17 protein-coding genes and 2 tRNA genes are annotated in these 18,615 nt (G+C 50.3%); 8 read left to right on the forward strand and 11 right to left on the reverse strand.

What is annotated here, in order from left to right; genetic code table 11:
• Nucleotides 1–51 precede the first annotated feature (51 nt).
• Together coaE and QOL41_RS00790 are read right to left on the reverse strand one after the other, a co-directional pair.
• On the reverse strand, nt 52–618 hold the full coding sequence (gene coaE, locus QOL41_RS00785; RefSeq protein WP_283428259.1) for a dephospho-CoA kinase: 567 nt from the start codon (nt 616–618) through the stop codon (nt 52–54).
• On the reverse strand, nt 618–1,487 hold the full coding sequence (locus QOL41_RS00790; RefSeq protein WP_173653217.1) for a DMT family transporter: 870 nt from the start codon (nt 1,485–1,487) through the stop codon (nt 618–620). Before QOL41_RS00790 ends, coaE begins: the two co-directional genes overlap by 1 nt.
• Before the next feature lie 82 nt (nt 1,488–1,569).
• Here QOL41_RS00790 and mscL point away from each other — a divergent pair, with 82 nt between their 5' ends.
• Nucleotides 1,570–2,010: a large-conductance mechanosensitive channel protein MscL gene (gene mscL / locus QOL41_RS00795; protein WP_283428260.1), complete on the forward strand. Its 441-nt coding sequence runs from the start codon at nt 1,570–1,572 to the stop codon at nt 2,008–2,010.
• A 98-nt stretch (nt 2,011–2,108) separates the two neighbouring features.
• On the opposite strand, the gene recF is transcribed toward mscL, so the two are convergent.
• From recF to QOL41_RS00815, 4 genes are read right to left on the reverse strand one after another with little or no spacing between them, the layout of a single operon-like run.
• On the reverse strand, nt 2,109–3,308 hold the full coding sequence (gene recF / locus QOL41_RS00800; protein WP_283428261.1) for a DNA replication/repair protein RecF: 1,200 nt from the start codon (nt 3,306–3,308) through the stop codon (nt 2,109–2,111).
• Nucleotides 3,305–4,336, reverse strand: a complete 1,032-nt coding sequence (locus tag QOL41_RS00805) for a PorV/PorQ family protein (protein ID WP_283428262.1) — start codon at nt 4,334–4,336, stop codon at nt 3,305–3,307. Before QOL41_RS00805 ends, recF begins: the two co-directional genes overlap by 4 nt.
• A complete protein-coding gene (locus QOL41_RS00810; RefSeq protein ID WP_283428263.1) occupies nt 4,336–5,955 on the reverse strand; it encodes a hypothetical protein in 1,620 nt (539 codons plus the stop codon). The genes QOL41_RS00805 and QOL41_RS00810 overlap by 1 nt, the downstream gene beginning before the upstream one ends.
• Nucleotides 5,956–5,958: 3 nt before the next feature.
• Nucleotides 5,959–6,600, reverse strand: a complete 642-nt coding sequence (locus tag QOL41_RS00815; protein ID WP_283428264.1) for a LolA family protein — start codon at nt 6,598–6,600, stop codon at nt 5,959–5,961.
• A gap of 123 nt (nt 6,601–6,723) precedes the next feature.
• Here QOL41_RS00815 and QOL41_RS00820 point away from each other — a divergent pair, with 123 nt between their 5' ends.
• On the forward strand, nt 6,724–7,863 hold the full coding sequence (locus QOL41_RS00820; RefSeq protein WP_283428265.1) for a hypothetical protein: 1,140 nt from the start codon (nt 6,724–6,726) through the stop codon (nt 7,861–7,863).
• 471 nt (nt 7,864–8,334) lie between these two features.
• Here QOL41_RS00820 and QOL41_RS00825 read toward each other — a convergent pair whose 3' ends face one another.
• A complete protein-coding gene (locus tag QOL41_RS00825; RefSeq protein ID WP_283428266.1) occupies nt 8,335–9,387 on the reverse strand; it encodes a hypothetical protein in 1,053 nt (350 codons plus the stop codon).
• Nucleotides 9,388–9,539: 152 nt separating this feature from the next.
• Here QOL41_RS00825 and QOL41_RS00830 point away from each other — a divergent pair, with 152 nt between their 5' ends.
• From QOL41_RS00830 to speA, 4 genes are all read left to right on the forward strand, one after another.
• Nucleotides 9,540–10,967 (forward strand): glycogen synthase, encoded by a 1,428-nt coding sequence (locus QOL41_RS00830; protein WP_283428267.1) that lies wholly within the window; start codon nt 9,540–9,542, stop codon nt 10,965–10,967.
• A 43-nt stretch (nt 10,968–11,010) separates the two neighbouring features.
• Nucleotides 11,011–11,084: transfer RNA gene (locus tag QOL41_RS00835), tRNA-Ile, on the forward strand.
• A gap of 152 nt (nt 11,085–11,236) precedes the next feature.
• The gene (locus QOL41_RS00840; RefSeq protein WP_283428268.1) at nt 11,237–12,511 is read left to right on the forward strand and encodes a saccharopine dehydrogenase family protein; all 1,275 of its coding nucleotides are present in this window, start codon (nt 11,237–11,239) and stop codon (nt 12,509–12,511) included.
• An 11-nt stretch (nt 12,512–12,522) separates the two neighbouring features.
• Complete coding sequence (gene speA / locus QOL41_RS00845; RefSeq protein WP_173653209.1) at nt 12,523–14,421, forward strand: biosynthetic arginine decarboxylase; 1,899 nt, start codon at nt 12,523–12,525, stop codon at nt 14,419–14,421.
• Between the two features lie 67 nt (nt 14,422–14,488).
• Here the strand turns inward: speA and QOL41_RS00850 are convergent, their stop codons facing one another.
• On the reverse strand, nt 14,489–14,863 hold the full coding sequence (locus QOL41_RS00850) for a DUF805 domain-containing protein (RefSeq protein WP_283428269.1): 375 nt from the start codon (nt 14,861–14,863) through the stop codon (nt 14,489–14,491).
• A gap of 169 nt (nt 14,864–15,032) precedes the next feature.
• Here QOL41_RS00850 and nudC point away from each other — a divergent pair, with 169 nt between their 5' ends.
• Nucleotides 15,033–15,890, forward strand: coding sequence for an NAD(+) diphosphatase (nudC, locus tag QOL41_RS00855; RefSeq protein ID WP_283428270.1), 858 nt, complete (start codon nt 15,033–15,035; stop codon nt 15,888–15,890).
• 6 nt (nt 15,891–15,896) lie between these two features.
• On the opposite strand, the gene sfsA is transcribed toward nudC, so the two are convergent.
• Nucleotides 15,897–16,628 (reverse strand): DNA/RNA nuclease SfsA, encoded by a 732-nt coding sequence (sfsA, locus tag QOL41_RS00860; RefSeq protein WP_283428271.1) that lies wholly within the window; start codon nt 16,626–16,628, stop codon nt 15,897–15,899.
• Between the two features lie 2 nt (nt 16,629–16,630).
• Nucleotides 16,631–17,188, reverse strand: a complete 558-nt coding sequence (locus QOL41_RS00865; RefSeq protein ID WP_283428272.1) for a hypothetical protein — start codon at nt 17,186–17,188, stop codon at nt 16,631–16,633.
• 91 nt (nt 17,189–17,279) lie between these two features.
• Here QOL41_RS00865 and QOL41_RS00870 point away from each other — a divergent pair.
• Nucleotides 17,280–17,352, forward strand: a tRNA-Gly gene (locus QOL41_RS00870).
• Nucleotides 17,353–17,593: 241 nt separating this feature from the next.
• Here the strand turns inward: QOL41_RS00870 and QOL41_RS00875 are convergent.
• Nucleotides 17,594–18,562 (reverse strand): HAD-IIA family hydrolase, encoded by a 969-nt coding sequence (locus tag QOL41_RS00875; protein WP_283428273.1) that lies wholly within the window; start codon nt 18,560–18,562, stop codon nt 17,594–17,596.
• Nucleotides 18,563–18,615 lie beyond the last annotated feature (53 nt).

Here is an 18,615-nt window from a genome sequence, read left to right on the forward strand (position 1 = left end):
CAATCCCACCCAATACAAAACAAAATGCAGCATCGAATGATGCTGCATTTGTTATATCAAGCTCTTGATTGCATTTTGCAATTGCGTTTCATCGCCAGAGTTGTCGATAAAATGAATTTTCTTTCCCGGGAAAAGCCTACGCCATTCATCTTCGCTGTCTTTTGCTGACTGCAATTCAATACGGCGCTCTGCATCCGCTTCGCTAAAGCCACGATTTGCAATCAATCGATTCTTGCGAACTTCGCGAGCGGCGCACACCACCCAGATTTCATCGAGTTTAGCCACCAATTCCGGCACATTCTCGAATAAGGCAGCCTCTACAAACGCCGGATTTGCACGGAGCAGATACTGCGTGAGCACCGGATAAATAAGCGCTTCTAAGCGCACCCTGGCAGAAGCATCTTTAAAAACCAAATCTGCCATGTGGTTCCGGCTAATGCCTTTTTCGGTCAGCATGTCTTCGCCAAATTCCTTGGCAATCGCAGCTCGCAAATTCTTGTCATCACGATACAAGTGATGCACAGCGACATCAGCGTCAATCACGCGAATCTTTTGATCGCGCAAAATGCGGCCGACAAGCGACTTTCCTGCACCAATTGTACCTGTAATACCAATCATTACTTACCGAGAGCGATTAGACAAATACCCAAAATCACGCCAAGCAAGGCGACAAATTTCATCTTGCTCTTGCGTTCCTTGAAAAGTAGTAAACCCGCAAAGAACGAAATCAGCACGCTAGAGCGACGGAACACCGTAATAATCGAAATCAAGGCATCCGGGTCACTTACGGCCACAAAATAGCAACGATCCGCCACAATCAAAAGGATAGCGACCAGCACCATGGACCAACGGAACTGAAACGGAGTCGTCTTGTGGCGCGTTGGGAACCAAGTGATAGCACAAATCACAAACTGCCAAAGCATCATGTAAATGCTGAACCAAACCTGAACGGTTAGCGGGTCAAAGTTCATACGTTGCAAAATGAACTTGTCGTAAACGCCACTGCATGCCGCAAGAATCGTCCCCAGCACCATGCAGATGACCCAACCATTGCTAAAGAAATGTCCCATTTCTTTACGGCCCGCAAGGCTCAAGCCCACATACGAACAAATACAAATGGCAACACCCGCCCACTGGAGCGCAAAAGGACGTTCTCCCATGAACGTGACCGCAATGAAAATCGTAAATACAGGCGCAAGCGCACGAATCGTAGTCGCAATGCTCAACGGCAAATGCGCAAGAGCGTTATAAGTCAGAATCCAGCTACCGCCCACAATGGCCGCCTTACCGAACAAGTAAATATGACTTTGCAAAGGCAGGCTTTCGCAGTGGCCCGTCAAAAGGAGCGGGCTCATGAAAAGGGCGTAAAAAGCACTACAAAAGAACAACGTCACACGGACAGCGTTATCTTGCACTGACTTTTTCTTGGCGAGGTCATAACAGCCTAAAAAGAAGGCCGAAAGTAAAGCTAAAACGAACCATGACATAGCGTGCAAAATTTAGAAAACCCTCTTGCCAAAGCGATATTATAAACATATTTTTATCTTAACTTCAACAAAAGGAACCAATATGGGTATCAAAGGTAAAGCAACATCCCTTCTCGAAGAGTTCAAAGCCTTCGCATTCAAGGGTAACATCGTCGATATGGCTATCGGTGTTATCATCGGTGGCGCATTCGGTAAAATCGTGACTTCCTTCGTGAACGACATCGTGATGCCGTGCGTTACGGCTATTATCGCCATGGCTGGTGGTAAAGATGCTGGCGAAGGCCTCAAGTCTCTTTCCTATACGACTGCCCAGGGTGTAGCAATCCCTTATGGTAGCTTTATCGGTGGCATCGTCGACTTCCTCATTGTCGCCATCGTGGTGTTCATCGTGATGAAGAAGTTCCTCGGCTTCATGCAGAACATGCGCAAGAAAGAAGAAGCCCCGGCTGCTCCTCCGGCACCTCCTGAACCGTCTGCCGAAGAAAAGCTCCTCACCGAAATCCGTGATTTGCTTAAGAAGTAATTTATACGGCAAAGCCGCTTTTACCAGAACTTAGTTGGTAGAGCTTAGAGAGTCGCCTTTGGCGACTCTTTATTTATTTCATTACTAAGCTCTCAGTTCTAAATTCTAAGTTCTATACTAGCTTCTGCGGTAAACGGCAATTCTTCTAGCTGCGGAGTCGCAATAATCACCTGACATGCCTTTTCGCGAATGAGCGATGCCACCGCATCGCGGCGGTTCACGTCGAGTTCTGCAAAAATATCATCCAGCAAAAGAATCGGCTTACTCAAGTAGCGAGTCGCCACATCGACTGCGGCAAAGCGCATGGCGACTGCGGCACAACGACACTGGCCTTGCGAACCCGAAGACCGCATTTCGCTTTCGCCAATACATACGCCCAAATCATCTTTATGCGGGCCCGAAAGCGTGATTCCCTGAATCATTTCGGCATATTCCAAGCCGGCGAGTTTCCGGCGATAAGCTTCACGCAAGGCATTTTCGTCGACAGAACCATCTTCGCATTCGCCCGAATCCGAAGCAATGTATGCGACACTGGAATCGGCCGCCACCTTGTCCAATTCCGAATCATCCAAGAATTCTGCGCCATCAAGCGCATCTAATTCTTTAAGAATCGAGCTCTTGTAAGCGCAAGTGATTTCGTCTACCCCGCCCGAAAGTTTGCGGTAATAACCCGTAATGATTGGCGAGATTTCTTTTGAAAGTTCTATGCGGGCAGCCCAAAGCTTGGCGCCTAAATCCACCAGCTGTTCCGTGAGAACCGCAAACAGGGCATCGCCACCGGTAGCAGCGCCTTCACGCTTGTATTGGCGCAGCCACTGGTTACGCTGTTGCAATACGCGGCGGTAGCGCTTAAGCACCGCAGCATTCGCCTGCGACCTAAAGCAAAGAATTTCATCGAGCCAGCGCCTGCGCACTTCGGGCGCTCCGCGCAAAAGTTCAATGTCCGACGGTTGCATAATCACCGCCGGCAAATTCCCGAACAAAGCTGTCACCGACTTCAAGCTTTCGCCATTTTCGCGAACCTCACAACTGCGCCGACCCACGCGTACCGCGCGCGTCGTTACGCGACCTGCATCTTCAAAAGTTGCCCGGACAATCAGTTCGTCGCCGTTCCAGGCAATCATTTCTTTTAAATCGCGGGCCCTAAACGAAAACCCTTGCGCAAGCAAGTGAATCGATTCTAGTATAGACGTCTTGCCACAACCGTTCGGCCCGTGAACCACGGTGATTCCCGGCCCGAACTCTTGTTCAAAGCCATTCAGGCTGCGCAGTCCGTCTATAAAAATCTTTGAAATCACGGAATATAGCCTCTAAGGCCAAAGCTCAGCGGAGTCCAGAGTCCCGCTTCCGATTCATAAATCAGGGCGTAGTTCACATCGAACGGATACTTTTTCTTGCCAATGCGAATCATGAACTTGTAGCCGGCACCCACCGTCCAATCCAAGTCATCCATACCCACACGGAGCGTGCCGTCAGGAATCACTTCGCATTCAAAGCCCACACGCCCCGTCCACACATGCAAATCGGGGTCAAAGGCCAGGAGCGTGTCGGCCACCTGGTAGTCAATCGCTTCCATCCAAGCATACACCGGTTTGCCAAACACTCTAGAACGGTAACCCAATCCGATCTGCAGCACCTTCGGGCGCACGCCATCGGTACTTTCTACGGAGTTATCGGTACTCGTATTCTTGCTCCACTTGGCCGACAAGTTTTTGCTAAAGCTCAGGTTACGAATCACAACAGAGGTAGACCATTTTTCGTTCCACTGTCTAATCCAACTCAAGTTAACAGTCACCGGACTGCGATAATCGTCAACCACTTCGGCGACCCCTTCATAGTATTCCGCAATATCCATGTTGTCGTAACTCATCGAGAACGACAAGCCGAAAGCATCGCGACGCGTAGCACGGTAAGCCAAGCCCAAATACATCATGGTAAAGTAAGGCGTCGCCGATCCCATGGTTTCATCGTCTTCGTTAATCACATCGAAGTCCAAATCGCCACGATAAAGCATCGCAAAGCCAATACCCATGCGCTTACCCACCGGGCCTTCCAAGCCAAGCGAGCCGCCCATACGGTCCAAATCACGCTTTTCGGCGTTCAGGTTATAACTCAAGTGTTCTCTAAAGCCAAGGATAGCCGGGTTCCAGTAAGCCGCAGGCATCGATGCCGTATCCGCAGAGCCCGTGTTACCACGGCCCAGTTCGCGCGTGCCCGCGCCCATACGTTCCACAAAGCCATCAAAGCTACCCAGCGTTGCTTTTTTACCCGCAAACGCAGAAGACGCAAGCAAAGCAATCACGAGAATGGACAGAATCTTTTTCATTACTTGTGCCCTCCCAAGGTCATCACCTTGCCCCAGCCAATATGGCCGTGGTTATCCTTGACGCGCACATAGTACACGCCCATTGTGCAGGGCCTACCCGCCTTATCCTTGCCATCCCAGAAGTCTTCCTTCGGGTTCGTGCTGCGCGAAGCATCTGCTCCACGCGGAGCGCTCTTTACAATCGTGCGAATCTTACGCATGTCGTAGCTGAACACGTCAATCGTAATCTTGGAATCCTTGCTCACCTTGTACGATACAAGCGACTGGTCGCCAGCCGTAATCACCGACGGCACCATGCGCACAGAACCCAAATCGTTTCCGAGCTTTGCGCGGTTCAAAATCGGAGTCCAAGTCTTGCCCGTATCCGCCGAAACAGAAATACCGTTGCCATAAGTAGCAAGCGCAAGGCCCGTCACATTCTTAGCCAGCGGGAACGAACAAATCGAGGTAATGCGGAAATCGCGGTCAATGGCACCAGTTGCATAACCATAAAGCCACACGCTCTTTCCATCATCATCAGCATCCCAAGCGCGAATTCCAGCAGAATCCAGCTTAAAGTATCCACTCACGTCACCGCCCGAAACAGCAACCGCCACAAAAGCCGTATTGCCGACAAAAGCCACATCGCTTACGGTATAGTCACCTTCATCGTAAATATCCTTCTTCTGTTTCTTGCCAGCCGTATCCAAGAAAACGGCCTTCGCAAAATCTTTGTCCCCTTCGCGGAACACCCACAAGGCGCCCTTCATCGATTCCTTTTCCATGCGCGAAGTTTCAGCAATAATCGTCAGCGGGTCACCACCCATCCAAAGTCCTGTTACACGGGCACTCGTATCCAAAGCCGCAGACGCCTTGGTCACCTTACCGTCAGCGCTACGCTTCCAAAGTCCCTTAGATGTCGCCATCCAAATGTCGCCTGTTTCCGGGTGTTGCTTGACATCAAAGATGCGCGGATTTTTCTTATCTTCCCACTTGTAACTCGACTTAGCCGTATCAAGCGCACTTGTCTTCAAGTTCAGCTGATACAATCCTTTTTTAGGAGAATTCCCCGAGACATCGTAAAGGCCAAGGCCAGCCACACCGCGGGCCATCCAAAGCAGTTTCTTTGAAGAATCGTACGCGAAACCGCTCACGGCATAATACATAGCCGTATCCAAATCCAGAAGCGCGTCGGGTACATCATCAAGCGGCGTTTCATTCATATTGTCGATTCCGCGGACCGAGAAAAAGCCCGTCGGCATAAAGTATTCACCGTCGTCGTTCAAGCCAAACATCGGAAGCACATAACCGAGCTTGCCCGCATAAACCGAAGACGTTCTGCGGTGTTCTGCAAGCACGTCCCTAAAAACGCCATCCTGCGTTGCGGTCATCGAATCCGACATCTGTTCCTGATGTGATTCTACCACCTGCACGCCGTTTGTACCCACCTTAAGATCCAATAGCGTCACGCCGCTATAAAGGTCGCCACGGGAAAACACCCACAGGGTTCCCGTTTTTCCGGTTTCGCTCACGTTCAGCGCACCATTGCTGAACAATGTTTCTGCCGCGAACGTTCCCCCTACGGAGATTCCAAGAACGAGCGTCAAGGCATTCACGTATTTTTCGAACAGTCTATTCATAAATTACCGCATGTCAATTTCGTCAACGCCCTTTATAGGCTTGTACTTAAAGTCTTCTGCCTTCCAGGACTTCACCACCGAAAGGTTCACAATGTTGTACCACGAACCGTTGCCAGCAGGGTCCACCGTATAAAGGCGCTTAGGCGAAAAATCCGTTTTCGAAAGCCAGACTTCCATTTGAGTGAACTGTCCCTTGTACTTGGACGGGTCCAAGGTCAGCACCCACATTTTCTGCTTGTTGAATTCACCTTCCGAAATTGCTTTGGCCTTGCAATTCAAATACTTGAACAAGAGTTCCGAGGGGTGTAGCGAGCTAGACAAGTCTTCGACCGACTTGATCAGCACCTGGTTTTGTTCCACATTGTACTGCCACAGGCTTTCACCGTCGCTATAGAACTTGATTCCTGCCATATCCAAAACAAAACGGTCCCCTTCGGCAACCAAAAGCTTGCCACCCTGAGACGCGATATCCGGAGAATCAGAATAAAAAACCTGTACCCTAAATTCAAGATTCCAAGCTTTGCCCGACTTGAACCAAGCCTTGGATTTTTCCATGGCCTCGTCGGCTGATAAAGCGAAAGCGCAATTAACAGCAAGCGCCATTAAAATTACAAACAGCCTAATAAACCCAATGCGTTTGAACATCTAGGGAACCTCGTTAATAAGAATATGGGCAAATTTACAAAATTCACGCACGCTATATTTGGCTTTTTCACATAGATATTTCTATCTTTGCACAAGAAATTTCAAATCATATTGGAAACAGATATGCGCAAATTGATCATGCCACTGGCAATTTCCTCCGCCGCCACCCTGGCGCTCGCTGCAGACTTCGAAGTCCACGGCGACGTAAATATGGACTATGCCAGCTATTTTGACCGCGATTTTGACCCGACAAATGCAGGTAACCAGGACATTGACCTTGCCTTGCATGTTCACCTCGACGAAAACATCTCTGTCGTCGTCATGGGAACCACCCACAGCACTTTTGTTAACGAAAACGGGGAACTGCAGGAATCCGAAGTCCGTCACGGGCTCGCCCGTTCTACCGCCATGGGTTCGGAAGGCCGCTACAATTCCTTCGACTTTGACGGTGTCCAGTTCCGCTGGAACGTAAGCCACGACGTCACTCTTATCTTCGGCGACATGACTTACAGCGCAGGCGCATTCAACTACTACTTCTGGCGCGATCCTTCCCGCTACGCCGTCATCACCCGCGAAGAAAGCCTCCGCGGTTTCGGTGCTGAAGTCGGTAACGAAAAGTACGGTAAGGGCGCCTTCTACATGGGTGCTTCCGACGACACGGACCACACTCTGTCCATGTTCGCCACCTATGCATTCCCGCTCTTGAACCACCCCGACGAACACTTGATCATCAAGCCGAGCCTCGACTGGGTGTTCGGTCAGGACATCGGTCGTCCCTACACCTATGTGCTCGGTACCGAAATCGACTACTCCAAGAGCTACGACAAGTTCAACTACGGCATCTATGCTGTGTGGGGCCTCCACCCCTACAAGGGCAAGGGTACACACTCCTTCTTGTTCGAACCCAGCATGAACTACGCCATCTTTAACCTGTCCGCTACGTTCTTCTATGCGATTCTCGACAAGGACTATGCAGCAGAAGACCAGCTCATGACCGACGACCAGATGCTCTTCGCTATCGAACCGAGCTTCAACATTCATAAGAAGTACACCATGGGCGTCAGCTACGAATATCACGATCCGGACCGCGAAGTTCACAAAGACGACTTCCACTTCTTGGGCATGAACCACTACATCTACCCCACCATGAACACCGAAATCGTTGCCTGGTATGGTTATAACTTCACCGGCAAGGACAACAACGACACCCCGTTCGGCAAGGGCAGGTTCTCCCTCGGTTTGAGCGGTAAGGCTAGTTTTTAAGTAGATCTTACAACGATTAAGAACCGGGCGACAAGCTCGGTTCTTTTTTTATGAAGGGGAAAGATTTCCCCTCGCTTCAGCCCTAGCATTTAACACGGCCGTCGCGATGTTTTCACTCACTCGCTAGCCGGGCCACTGAACTTTGTTCAGTGAACCGGGGCTCGTTCGCCAAAAACATCCCTTCCTGCCTAAAACATTAGGCACCGGGCTTACGCTACCCTTTCTAACGGGCTTCATACGCCAGCCCGTAACACCCGGCTATCGCAGAGCCCTTCAAACCCACTGCAGGAACACCTAAACCAGTCCTAGACTTAATCTAGGATAACGCCCCGGTTGCTATTCTAGACTTGTATATCCAACACAAAACTAGCCTTCATTTATTTTCCCACAAACAAGAATCTTTGGATGCAAAAAAAAGAAAGGCGAGAGTAATCTCACCTTTCCAATTACGCTATAGAGCCGAGCGGTCTCTTACTGACCGAGGTACTTACGGCCGATACCGAATTCATCCTTGTATTCGATGTAGTCCGGCACGAAGGACTTGGCGTAAGAGAAGCTCACGTTCACAGAGCACTGGAATTCGTTCATCAGCTTGCCCTTGCCCTTGAAGCTCTGCTTCTTCTTTTCGATCTTTTCCTGACCCTTCTTGCCTACGAGCACTTCAGCTTCGCACCAGCCGCTGTTGCCCTTGGCAAAGACTTCTTCGCCAGTGGTAGAAACGAGCTTGATCTTGGAGGGGTCGAGTTCAGTGTTGTTACCCGTAGAAGCCCAGAACTGGAGTTCTGCAGAGAGAGAACCCGGAGCAATCTTGAGGGTCGGCATAGCCATTACGTAGCCCCACTTGTCCACGCGGCGGCTCACCGGTTCGCCAATCTGTTCACCGAAGATCAGGAAGTAACCGCGAGTGCCCTTACGGCTCTTGTTCAAAGCGGCCTTCACGTCAGCATTTTCCGGTGCCATTTCGGCAATCTTCATAATCTGGTATTCGCTCACAACCGGGTCAGATTCGCCCACGGCTTCGGAGAGGTTCTTGGCAACGTAAGCATTTTCAGCTTCGGTACGGATAGCCTTCACGGCAGCTTCGCCAGCACCCTTAGCCTTGGCAGTTGCGAGAGCGGTATCAATCTTTGCGAAAGCGTTCACGATGGTACCGTAGTCCATACCTTCCTGAGCGGCCTGCATCTTACCGATATTGGCAAGCGTCGTCACGTATTCCTGAATGACTTCTGCATTCTGGACTTCAGCCATGTTCACGGAAACCTTGTCGAAATATCCATTGATAAGGTCGCTGTTCAAATCCTTCTTGGCTTCAGTTTCGGCAGCACGGACCAGGGCGAGCGTGAAGTTATCATAGAATTCATCGGACATGCTACCCTTCTTCTTAGCCTCGAGGTAAGAATTGATAGCGTTGCGATAACGGCCTTCCTTGAGGTGTTCGTCACCGCGCTTTTCGTTAGTACCCTTACAGCCCACCATCGTGAATGCGACGGCGGCAGCCAGAGAGGCAATAAAGAGTTTTTTCATTTGATTTTCCTTCAGCTGAATGATTTTGTTTCGTAATAATACCTTTTTTCCAAAGAAAACTCTCTTTGGAATTATACTTCATAAAAATAATTAAATAAATTTATGTTATACTTTATCTATAGGTAAATTTTTATTTGGAGTATTGAGCAGGAATGAACATCCTTGTCGTAAGCCCTGAAGCCGGGAATTGGCGAAAAACCAGTCCTCTGGCGACCGCGGTCAACCGCATGACCGATGCTTTTGCAAGCGCCGGCACGAAGGTCCTTACCTGCTCCCCGTTCTTCAAGAATTTGATGGTCAATGTCGGTTGCTACCGCTGTGTATACACCGGTGTCGAAAAGCTGCAGAACAAGCCCTACGAAATTTGGGTTTCCGACAAAGACCCCCTGCACACCTACATTTACAACGACGAATACTTCGGTAGGCCCTATGTTTATAGCCCGCCGCAGAGCGCCCCGTATTCGGACAACCATATCCGGTTCGCGTTCCTCGCCTCGGCCGCCCTCGCCTACGCCGAAGAAACCAAGTTCGAATGTGACGCCATTCTTGGGCACGAATGGGGTGGAGCCCTTGCAGGGGCTCTCGCCAAGACGACTTACAAGGAATACGCCGGCAAAATCCCGTTCTTCTTTACCGTCCATAACATCACTTACGACTTCCATATTCCGTCAAGTGAAATCGAAAAGATTGGCCTTCCGCGCAAAGACTACAATATGGACGGCTACGAGTTCTGGGGTAAGGTTAGCCTTTTGAAGGTCGGCATTCTGTATGCCACCAAGGTGCTGTTCCCGTCGCCCGGTTACCGCGACGCCATGCTCAACACCAACCTTCCCGGCGGCATCAGCGGATTCTTGAACCGTAACGCCGACAAGCTTATCGGTGTGCAGTTCGGCGTTAGCTACCAGGTTTGGGACTTCAACAAAGACTGCCTTCCTATCAAAGAAGCCAAGGCCAAGGCCCGCGCCCGTTTGCAACAGAATTTGGGCGCAGACTTCGATGGCAAGATGGTTCTCTACGTGCACCTCGACGAAGAAGCCGGAAACACTTCCGAAACTCTGGCCACAATCCTTTCGGACATCGCACGTCTCGACATATTCATTATCGTAGGCATTTCGTCGTTGGACAACGAATGGAATTATTACAGGGACTTCGCCCAGCAGTATCCAGATACCATGTGCGTGCAAGACCTTGAATGCGACGACGACAACACGCAGATTCTCCGCGACACACTCGCCGGTTCCGACGCCCTGTTTGCCGCCAATCTCCGCGAGCCGTCTTCGTCTATCATCCTCAAGGCTATGGCCGCAGGCACACTCCCCGTCACTGGTCGTAACGTAGGCGTTTCGACAATGCTTACCAACTATTCGCTCGAAACCGCCGGCGAAGCAAACGCATTCCTGGTAGACGACGCCAACGCGCCGCACCAAATGTTACGTTGTGCAAAAGACGCCGTGCATGTCTACAAGACCGAAGTACAAGACTGGGACAAGTGCGTGGTAAACGCATACAGCGGATTCCACTACGAGTGGTGCAAGACCATTTCCAAATATCTGCTCATATTTGGCGAACTCGGTCTTTAGTACAACATTTTTCCCGAAAAAAGACTATATTTGGCGCAACATCGGGACTTTAGCTCAATTGGTTAGAGCAGCGGACTCATAACCCGCGGGTTCCGGGTTCAAGTCCCGGAGGTCCCACGAAAGACGGTTTCTCTTTAAGGAACCGTCTTTCTTTTTTCTGCAACCTCAAGTGGTAGTTCGCCTTTTTCTAAATTTTAATCAGTCAACATACTCTACCGGGATCGCCATCCCGATGGATTAACTCTCAACAAATGAGGAACAAACAAAAAATGGCAAGAGCATTGATTATCGGTTGTGGCGCCGTTGCCACAGTTGCTATCAAGAAGTGCTGCACCTGCAGCGAAGTTTTTAGCGAAATCTGTATCGCAAGCCGCCACCGCGAAAACTGCGAAAAGCTGGCCCAGGAACTCCGCCCGAACACAAAGACAGTCATTACGACTGCAGCCGTTGACGCCGACAAGGCCGAAAATGTCTCTGCTCTGATTAAGGAATATAAGCCGGACCTGGTGATGAACATCGCTCTCCCCTACCAGGATCTCGCCATCATGGACGCCTGCCTGGAATGCGGCGTGAACTACATGGATACGGCTAACTACGAACCCGAAAACATCGACGATCCGGAATGGCGCAAGGTCTATGACAAGCGCTGCAAGGAACAGGGTTTCAGCGCCTACTTCGACTATAGCTGGCAGTGGGCATACAAAGAAAAGTTTGAAAAGGCCGGTCTCACGGCTTTGCTCGGTTCGGGCTTTGACCCGGGTGTTTCCCAGGCATACTGCGCCTATGCCCTCAAGCACCAGTTCGACACCATCGAAGAAATCGACATTCTCGACTGCAACGGTGGCGATCATGGTTACAAGTTCGCAACCAACTTCAACCCCGAAATCAACCTCCGCGAAGTGTCTGCCCCGGGTAGCTACTGGGACACCGATGCCAACGGCAAGGGCCACTGGGTTGAAATTCCGGCCATGAGCATCAAGCGTGAATACAACTTTGACGAAGTCGGCATGAAGGACATGTACCTGTTGCACCACGAAGAAATCGAATCGCTCGCCCAGAACATCCCAGGCGTGAAGCGCATCCGCTTCTTCATGACTTTCGGCCAGAGCTACCTCGACCACATGCGTTGCCTCGAAGACGTGGGCATGCTCTCTACTCAGCCCATCAAGTTCCAGGGTCAGGACATCGTGCCGATCCAGTTCTTGAAGGCTCTCCTTCCGGACCCGGCAAGCCTCGGCCCCCGCACCAAGGGTAAGACCAACATCGGTTGCATTTTCAAGGGCAAGAAAGACGGCAAGGACAAGACGTACTATTTGTACAACGTATGCGACCACCAGGAATGCTACAAGGAACTCGGCAGCCAGGCTATCGCCTACACGACTGGCGTTCCGGCCATGTGCGGTGCCATGATGGTGCTTACGGGCAAGTGGAACAAGCCGGGTGTGCATACCGTCGAAGAATTCGACCCGGATCCGTTCATGGATGCCCTCACTAAGTACGGCCTCCCCTGGAAGGAAAACTTCAATCCCGTCCTCGTTGACTAGAGAAACCTGAAATGAAAAAATGGCGCATTGACGATTCCCGCGACTTGTACAACGTCAAGGGTTGGGGCGTAAACTTTTTCGACATCAACGAAAAAGGTCACGCAACCGTTCACCCGCTCAAAGATGGCGGTCCGGATATCGACCTGTACGAACTCGTGCAGGAACTTTCACTTCGTGACGTTTCTACTCCGATGCTGCTTCGTTTCCCAGATATTCTAGACAGCCGTATCGAAAAGATCAACGAATGCTTTAACAAGTCCCGCAAGGAATACGGCTTTAACGGTAGCTACTACAGCATTTTCCCGATTAAGGTGAACCAGCAGCGTGCCGTGCTCGAAGAAGTCGTGAGTCACGGTAAAAAGTTCAACATCGGTCTCGAAGCCGGCTCCAAGCCGGAACTGCATGCAGTACTTGCGAACATGGACAATCCGGATTCGCTGATTATCTGCAACGGCTACAAAGACGAAGACTTTATTGAACTCGCTCTCCTTGCTCAAAAGATGGGCAAGAAGATTTTCATCGTCGTCGAAAAGATGAACGAGCTCCACTTGGTCGTGGAACTTTCCCGTCGTATCGGCGTACGTCCGAATATCGGCATTCGCATCAAGCTTGCAAGCTCCGGTAGCGGCAAGTGGGAAGAATCTGGTGGATACCACAGCAAGTTCGGTCTGAACAGTTCTGAATTGTTGGAAGCCCTTGACTACATCAAGGAAGAGAAGATGGAAGACTGCATGAAGCTCATCCACTTCCATTTGGGTAGCCAGATTACCAACATTCGCCATATCAAGAGCGGCCTGCGCGAAGTTTCGCAGTTCTACGTGCAAATTAAGAAGATGGGCATGGGCCTTGAATTCGTGGACGTAGGTGGCGGTCTCGGCGTCGATTACGACGGCACCCGCAGTTCCAACGCAAGCTCGGTGAACTACTCCATTCAGGAATACGCAAACGACGTGGTTTACGCCATGTTCGAAGCCTGCGAAAACGGCGGCGTCGCTCACCCGAACATCATCGCAGAATCTGGCCGTGCACTCGCTGCGCACCATTCCATCTTGGTGTTCAACGTGCTTGAAACTGCTGGTCAGGCTTTCTTCGACGAAAACATTCACGAAATTGACGAAAACGCTCCTGATGCACTGAAGGATCTTTACGGCATTTACAAGGGACTCACCCCGAAGAACTTGCTGGAAAGTTGGCATGATGCCATTCAGTTAAACGACGACGTGCTCAATGGTTTCAAGGTTGGCGATTACGATTTGCCGACCCGCGCCATGTGCGAACGCCTGTTCTGGAGCATCGTGCGCAAGGTGGACCTGCTCGCAAAAGACCTGCGTCATCCGCCTTACGAACTTAGCGAACTTCCGCGTCTTTTGGCCCAGAAGTATTTCTGCAACTTCAGTTTGTTCCAGAGCCTGCCGGACAGCTGGGGCGTGGACCAAGTTTTCCCGCTCATGCCGATTCAGCGTCTGAACGAAGAACCGACTGTCGAAACCACCATTCAAGATGTCACTTGCGACTCTGACGGTAAAATCGACATGTTCGTGCGCGGAGGCGATGTAAGTCGCACTCTCCCGCTGCATGAACTCAAGAAGGGCGAACCGTATTACATTGCGGTTTATCTCGTGGGTGCTTACCAGGAAATCCTCGGTGACCTGCACAACCTCTTTGGCGATACCAACGCAGTCCATATCGTTTGCAACGACAAGGGCGGCTACGAAATCGACAAGGTGATTGACGGTGAATCCGTGGAAGACGTGCTCGACTACGTGAACTTCAGCGACAAGGCTCTCGTACGCACCATGGAAAACTGGGTATCTCGCTCCGTGAAGGAAGGAAAGATCAGCCTGCAAGAAGGCAAGGAATTCTTGAACATCTACCGTGGCGGCCTGTACGGTTACACGTACTTGGAATAATTACCCCAAACAAAGGCTATAAAAAACGCTGCCAAATTGGCAGCGTTTTTTTTGAGTACACTAAAAATTATAGCCCTTTCGGATTAGCGCCATACGAATTCGATCCAGGCTGACTATCCGTGCACATAAGAACTAAGAACCAAATTGCACCTGCAATAGGAATCATATTAATAAGAATAAACCAGCCGCTCTTCCCTATGTCATGCAATCTACGGACACTTACAGTCCACATAGGAAGCAAGGTTCCTAAAACGTACAAAACAACCAAAGCCGAACCGGCCGTGATCACAGTATCGTTTTGCATAGAAGCGCCAACAAAAATAATACCATATATCAAAAAGTAGAAGATGGTATAAAAGAGATAGAACATCCAGTATTCTGTTCTTGTCGCTCTACCGCTGAAATTTGCGTAATTTTCAAAACCTTTGACAAAGTATTTCATGTCATTTCTCCTTCTTGTAGTTATGATATTATATGTAATCAATTTTTCCGACTGTAGAACCAAAATAATTGTAAATTCAACTTTACTAGCATTTAGAGCATTCTCTTTATAACATCTATATTTACTTCAATTACTATCTTTTCCGCAAAAATTAAAATCCGCACAGACCATGATTCACGAAATCGCACCGCATAAATTCAACAATGAATTCAAGGTCGCAGACCCCAAGGCCACCGACTTTGCCATTCGCTATAACGGTTCCAAGACGCTCCTCAAAAAAGAGGGCGAAAGCTACGTTATCCCGCAAGTCGGAGAACTTCTTGCGCTTGAAGGCAAAACACTTGCCGACTTCGAAGGCCATTACCTTTTTAGCATCGACGACACAGCCTTCTTCTTAGACGACAGCAAGGCAACCGTCGAAGCAGAAACTCCTGCCGGTTACGAATACATGGGCAACCGAACCTTCCGCGGCATGAATCCTGTGGAACGCATGGGAGGCGCCACTGCCGCTCACATCGCTCATTGGGAATCGCTGAACAAGTTCTGCGGGCGTTGCGGGAACGTGACCATTCGTGGTGACCACGAGCGTTCCATCATTTGTCCCAAGTGCGGCAATGTCGTTTACCCGAGAATCTCGCCTGTCGTGATTGTGGCTGTCCGTAACGGAGACAAACTCCTGATGGCACACAACATCGACAATCCGAACCCAAGACTCTTCTTGATTTCTGGCTTTGTCGAAGTCGGTGAAAGTTTGGAACAGGCTGTCAAGCGCGAAGTCTTAGAAGAAGCGGGTCTCCGCGTGAAAAACATCCGCTACTTCAGTTCGCAGCCGTGGGCTTTCAGCGATTCACTCATCGCAGGCTTTACCGCCGAACTCGATGGCGACGACACCATCCACATGCAAAAGGAAGAACTTTCCGAAGCCCTGTGGGTCAAGCGCGAAGACATTCCCGAATACGAAACCGATGTCAGCATCAGCTGCTGCCTCATCGAGAATTTCCGCCGCGGATTTACAATTAACGACTAACAGGAACTACAATTCCTGAGCTACAGGCGCTTCGGCAATCAAGGTCCGAGGCGTTACTTTGCAGTCGTAGACAAACACCTTGACGCCAGCATCCCGCGCCCTGCGCAATGCTTCACCGAATTCAGGCTGAGCCACATCGTAAGGCGAAAAGCAATGACATCCCTTCATCTGAATCAAGAACAGAATGCCGCATTCATAGGGCGTTCCATCGTCATCGCAGCATTTTTGTCGCAAGATTTCCGTCAATTCCGTCAGGTGTTTCACCCCTCGTTCCGTAGGAGCGTCCGGGAAATAGGCATGACCATCGAATTCCAAGGTACAGCCCTTCACCTCGATAAACATCTTGTGTTTCCCAAATTCAATATAAAAGTCGAACCGAGATTTTCCGAAGGTGTACTCCGGTTTCACAAATGACAACTTCGGGAACAATTCCTCATGGGCCTGAATCCATTCCCCCGCCACCTTGTTGGGAGCCTGACTATCCATATTGACCAGCATAGATTTGATCCGGCCCTTGCGCTTCACTTTCTTTTCAACAGTCACCAAATCGTACGGGGTCTTGCGGGCTGGATTCGTGGATTTTTCCAGATACACAGTGCAGCCTGGCACCAACAATTCCTTACAACGGCCAGTGTTCTTAACATGAACAACCGTATCGACGCCATCAATTTCGACATGGGCAATAAAGCGGTTAGGCCGAGAAAGGAACCGTCCCTTGACGATTTTGGCGTAACGCATGATTACTTCTTTTCTTTAGCCGCACTAGAATCCGCTTTCGGAGCAGGTTCCGGCTTCGGAGCAAGCATCACGTAAAGCGTGTCGTGCACAACGACCGTGTCGCGGACATACACCGTATCCGGCTTGCAAGTAGCTACATCAACAGCAGCTTCTGCACTTGAAGAAGATTGTGCCGCAGAAGAAACAGCCTGCGAAGAAGAACTTGCGACGCTACTTGAAGAAACCTTCTTCGAAGAAGAAGACTTTGCGACAGAAGACGAAGACTTGCCCTTGTTCTTTTCTTCAGCCTCGATTTTCTTCACCAGTTTTTCACGATCTTCGCGCAATTGGCTCAGTTCTTTCTTGTAACGTTCCTTGTTCATCGGGCGACGTTCGCGAGCATACTTGCCCTCGACACGATTGATTTTTCGATCCAGCTCACGCAGTTCATCATAAAGAGGGCCATCGCCTTCCACTTCAGAAGTCGGAGTGAAAAATTCCACAAATCTAGTCCACATGGACTTTTCTTCGGCATATCCAACCGAAATAAGCAGCACAAAGCACAATGCAAAAACTTTCATGCCCTAATGATAGAAAAATCAAGCCTATAAACACGCCCGAAGAACCCTACCCCTTTACAAACACCGCATTTTTTCTAAATTAGCAACACTCGCGGGAGTAGCTCAGTTGGTAGAGCGCGACCTTCCCAAGGTCGATGTCGAGGGTTCGAAACCCTTTTCCCGCTCTAAAAAACAAACGGACCAGACTAAAAGTCTGGTCTTTTGTTTTTGGCGGGAAGGGTTTCTAAGAACCCTCGAAGAGGGTTCGACTAAATTCTTTTGTGGGCGCAAGCCCGTGAAAAGAATTTAGGACTTTGAGCGTAGCGATAAGCCCGAAGGGCGGCAAGCCAGCCGCGTAAGCGGGAACTGGCGAAGCCGTCAACCCCTTTTCTTTAGTTATAGTGAGTTAACAAACCCTTTAAAAATCTATAAGTAATAATCCGGCCTTATGCCAAGAGCGCGTTCATCAACCTCAAGTTCATCAGCTGGCACATTGCGGCCAACAACGAGCGCTGAATCAAAGCCCGCAACTTTTGCGCCGAGCACATCCGTGCCCAAGGTATCGCCCACCATCAGCACGCGAGAGCCCTCAGGCAAACTCCGCTTGACCTTCTCCCAAATCGCCGGAAAAGGCTTTCCCAAATAAAATGTCTCGCAGCCAGCGCCACCATTCGTCTCGCACATGGAATCGCGACGCAACCTTTCACTAAGCGCACCCGAAACAGGTTCGCGCACCGTCACGCCATCGTCACCTGGAATTTTCGGTGCCCACGCATCGGAATTCAGAACCAGGAGCATTGCGCCAGGGCGCTTCAAAATTTTTACCGCCTGTTCATAAGTTTCAGGTGTATCCTTCGCCGACGAAATCGCCACAATCGGCTCCACAGGTTCACCAGCCGGGGCCACCGCCTTAATACCGCAACCTTCGAGCACATGCTTGCCCGTTTCGCGACCGATGTAATACACCTCGCGAACTTCACGGCGAACGCCACGACTAGATTCGACACTGCGACCGCGCAATTCAGCGCACAAATCCTTCAGCAAGCTTCCCGAAGAAATCGTCTCGGCCTCGCTAAACGCGAAGCCTCGCTTTCCCGCATCTGCGGCCAACACCGAATCCACATCAGACGCCGCATTCGTAATCAGACGCATCTGCTTTCCTGCGGCGCGCAGCATTGTATACCAATCCAGCGCCCCGTCGTAAACAAAGCTCCCGCGGTTATAAAGCGTACCGTAACCGTCAAAGCAGAACGCATCGTAACGGTCCAGCAAATCTTCCATGTGCGTGTAACGCGGCGCAGGCGACTCGCTCCCCGCGCACACACTCGTTCCCACACCCTGCGATTCAATGATTTGCTTATACCGCAGGTAGATTTCTGTTTCTAATCTTTCCATACATCCATCGGGGTTTTAGGGGTCCAACCCCTAGGGGAAAGGGTAGCGAAAGA

This window comes from Fibrobacter sp. UWB10, from assembly GCF_900182935.1.
Taxonomy (GTDB): Bacteria; Fibrobacterota; Fibrobacteria; order Fibrobacterales; family Fibrobacteraceae; genus Fibrobacter; species Fibrobacter succinogenes_O.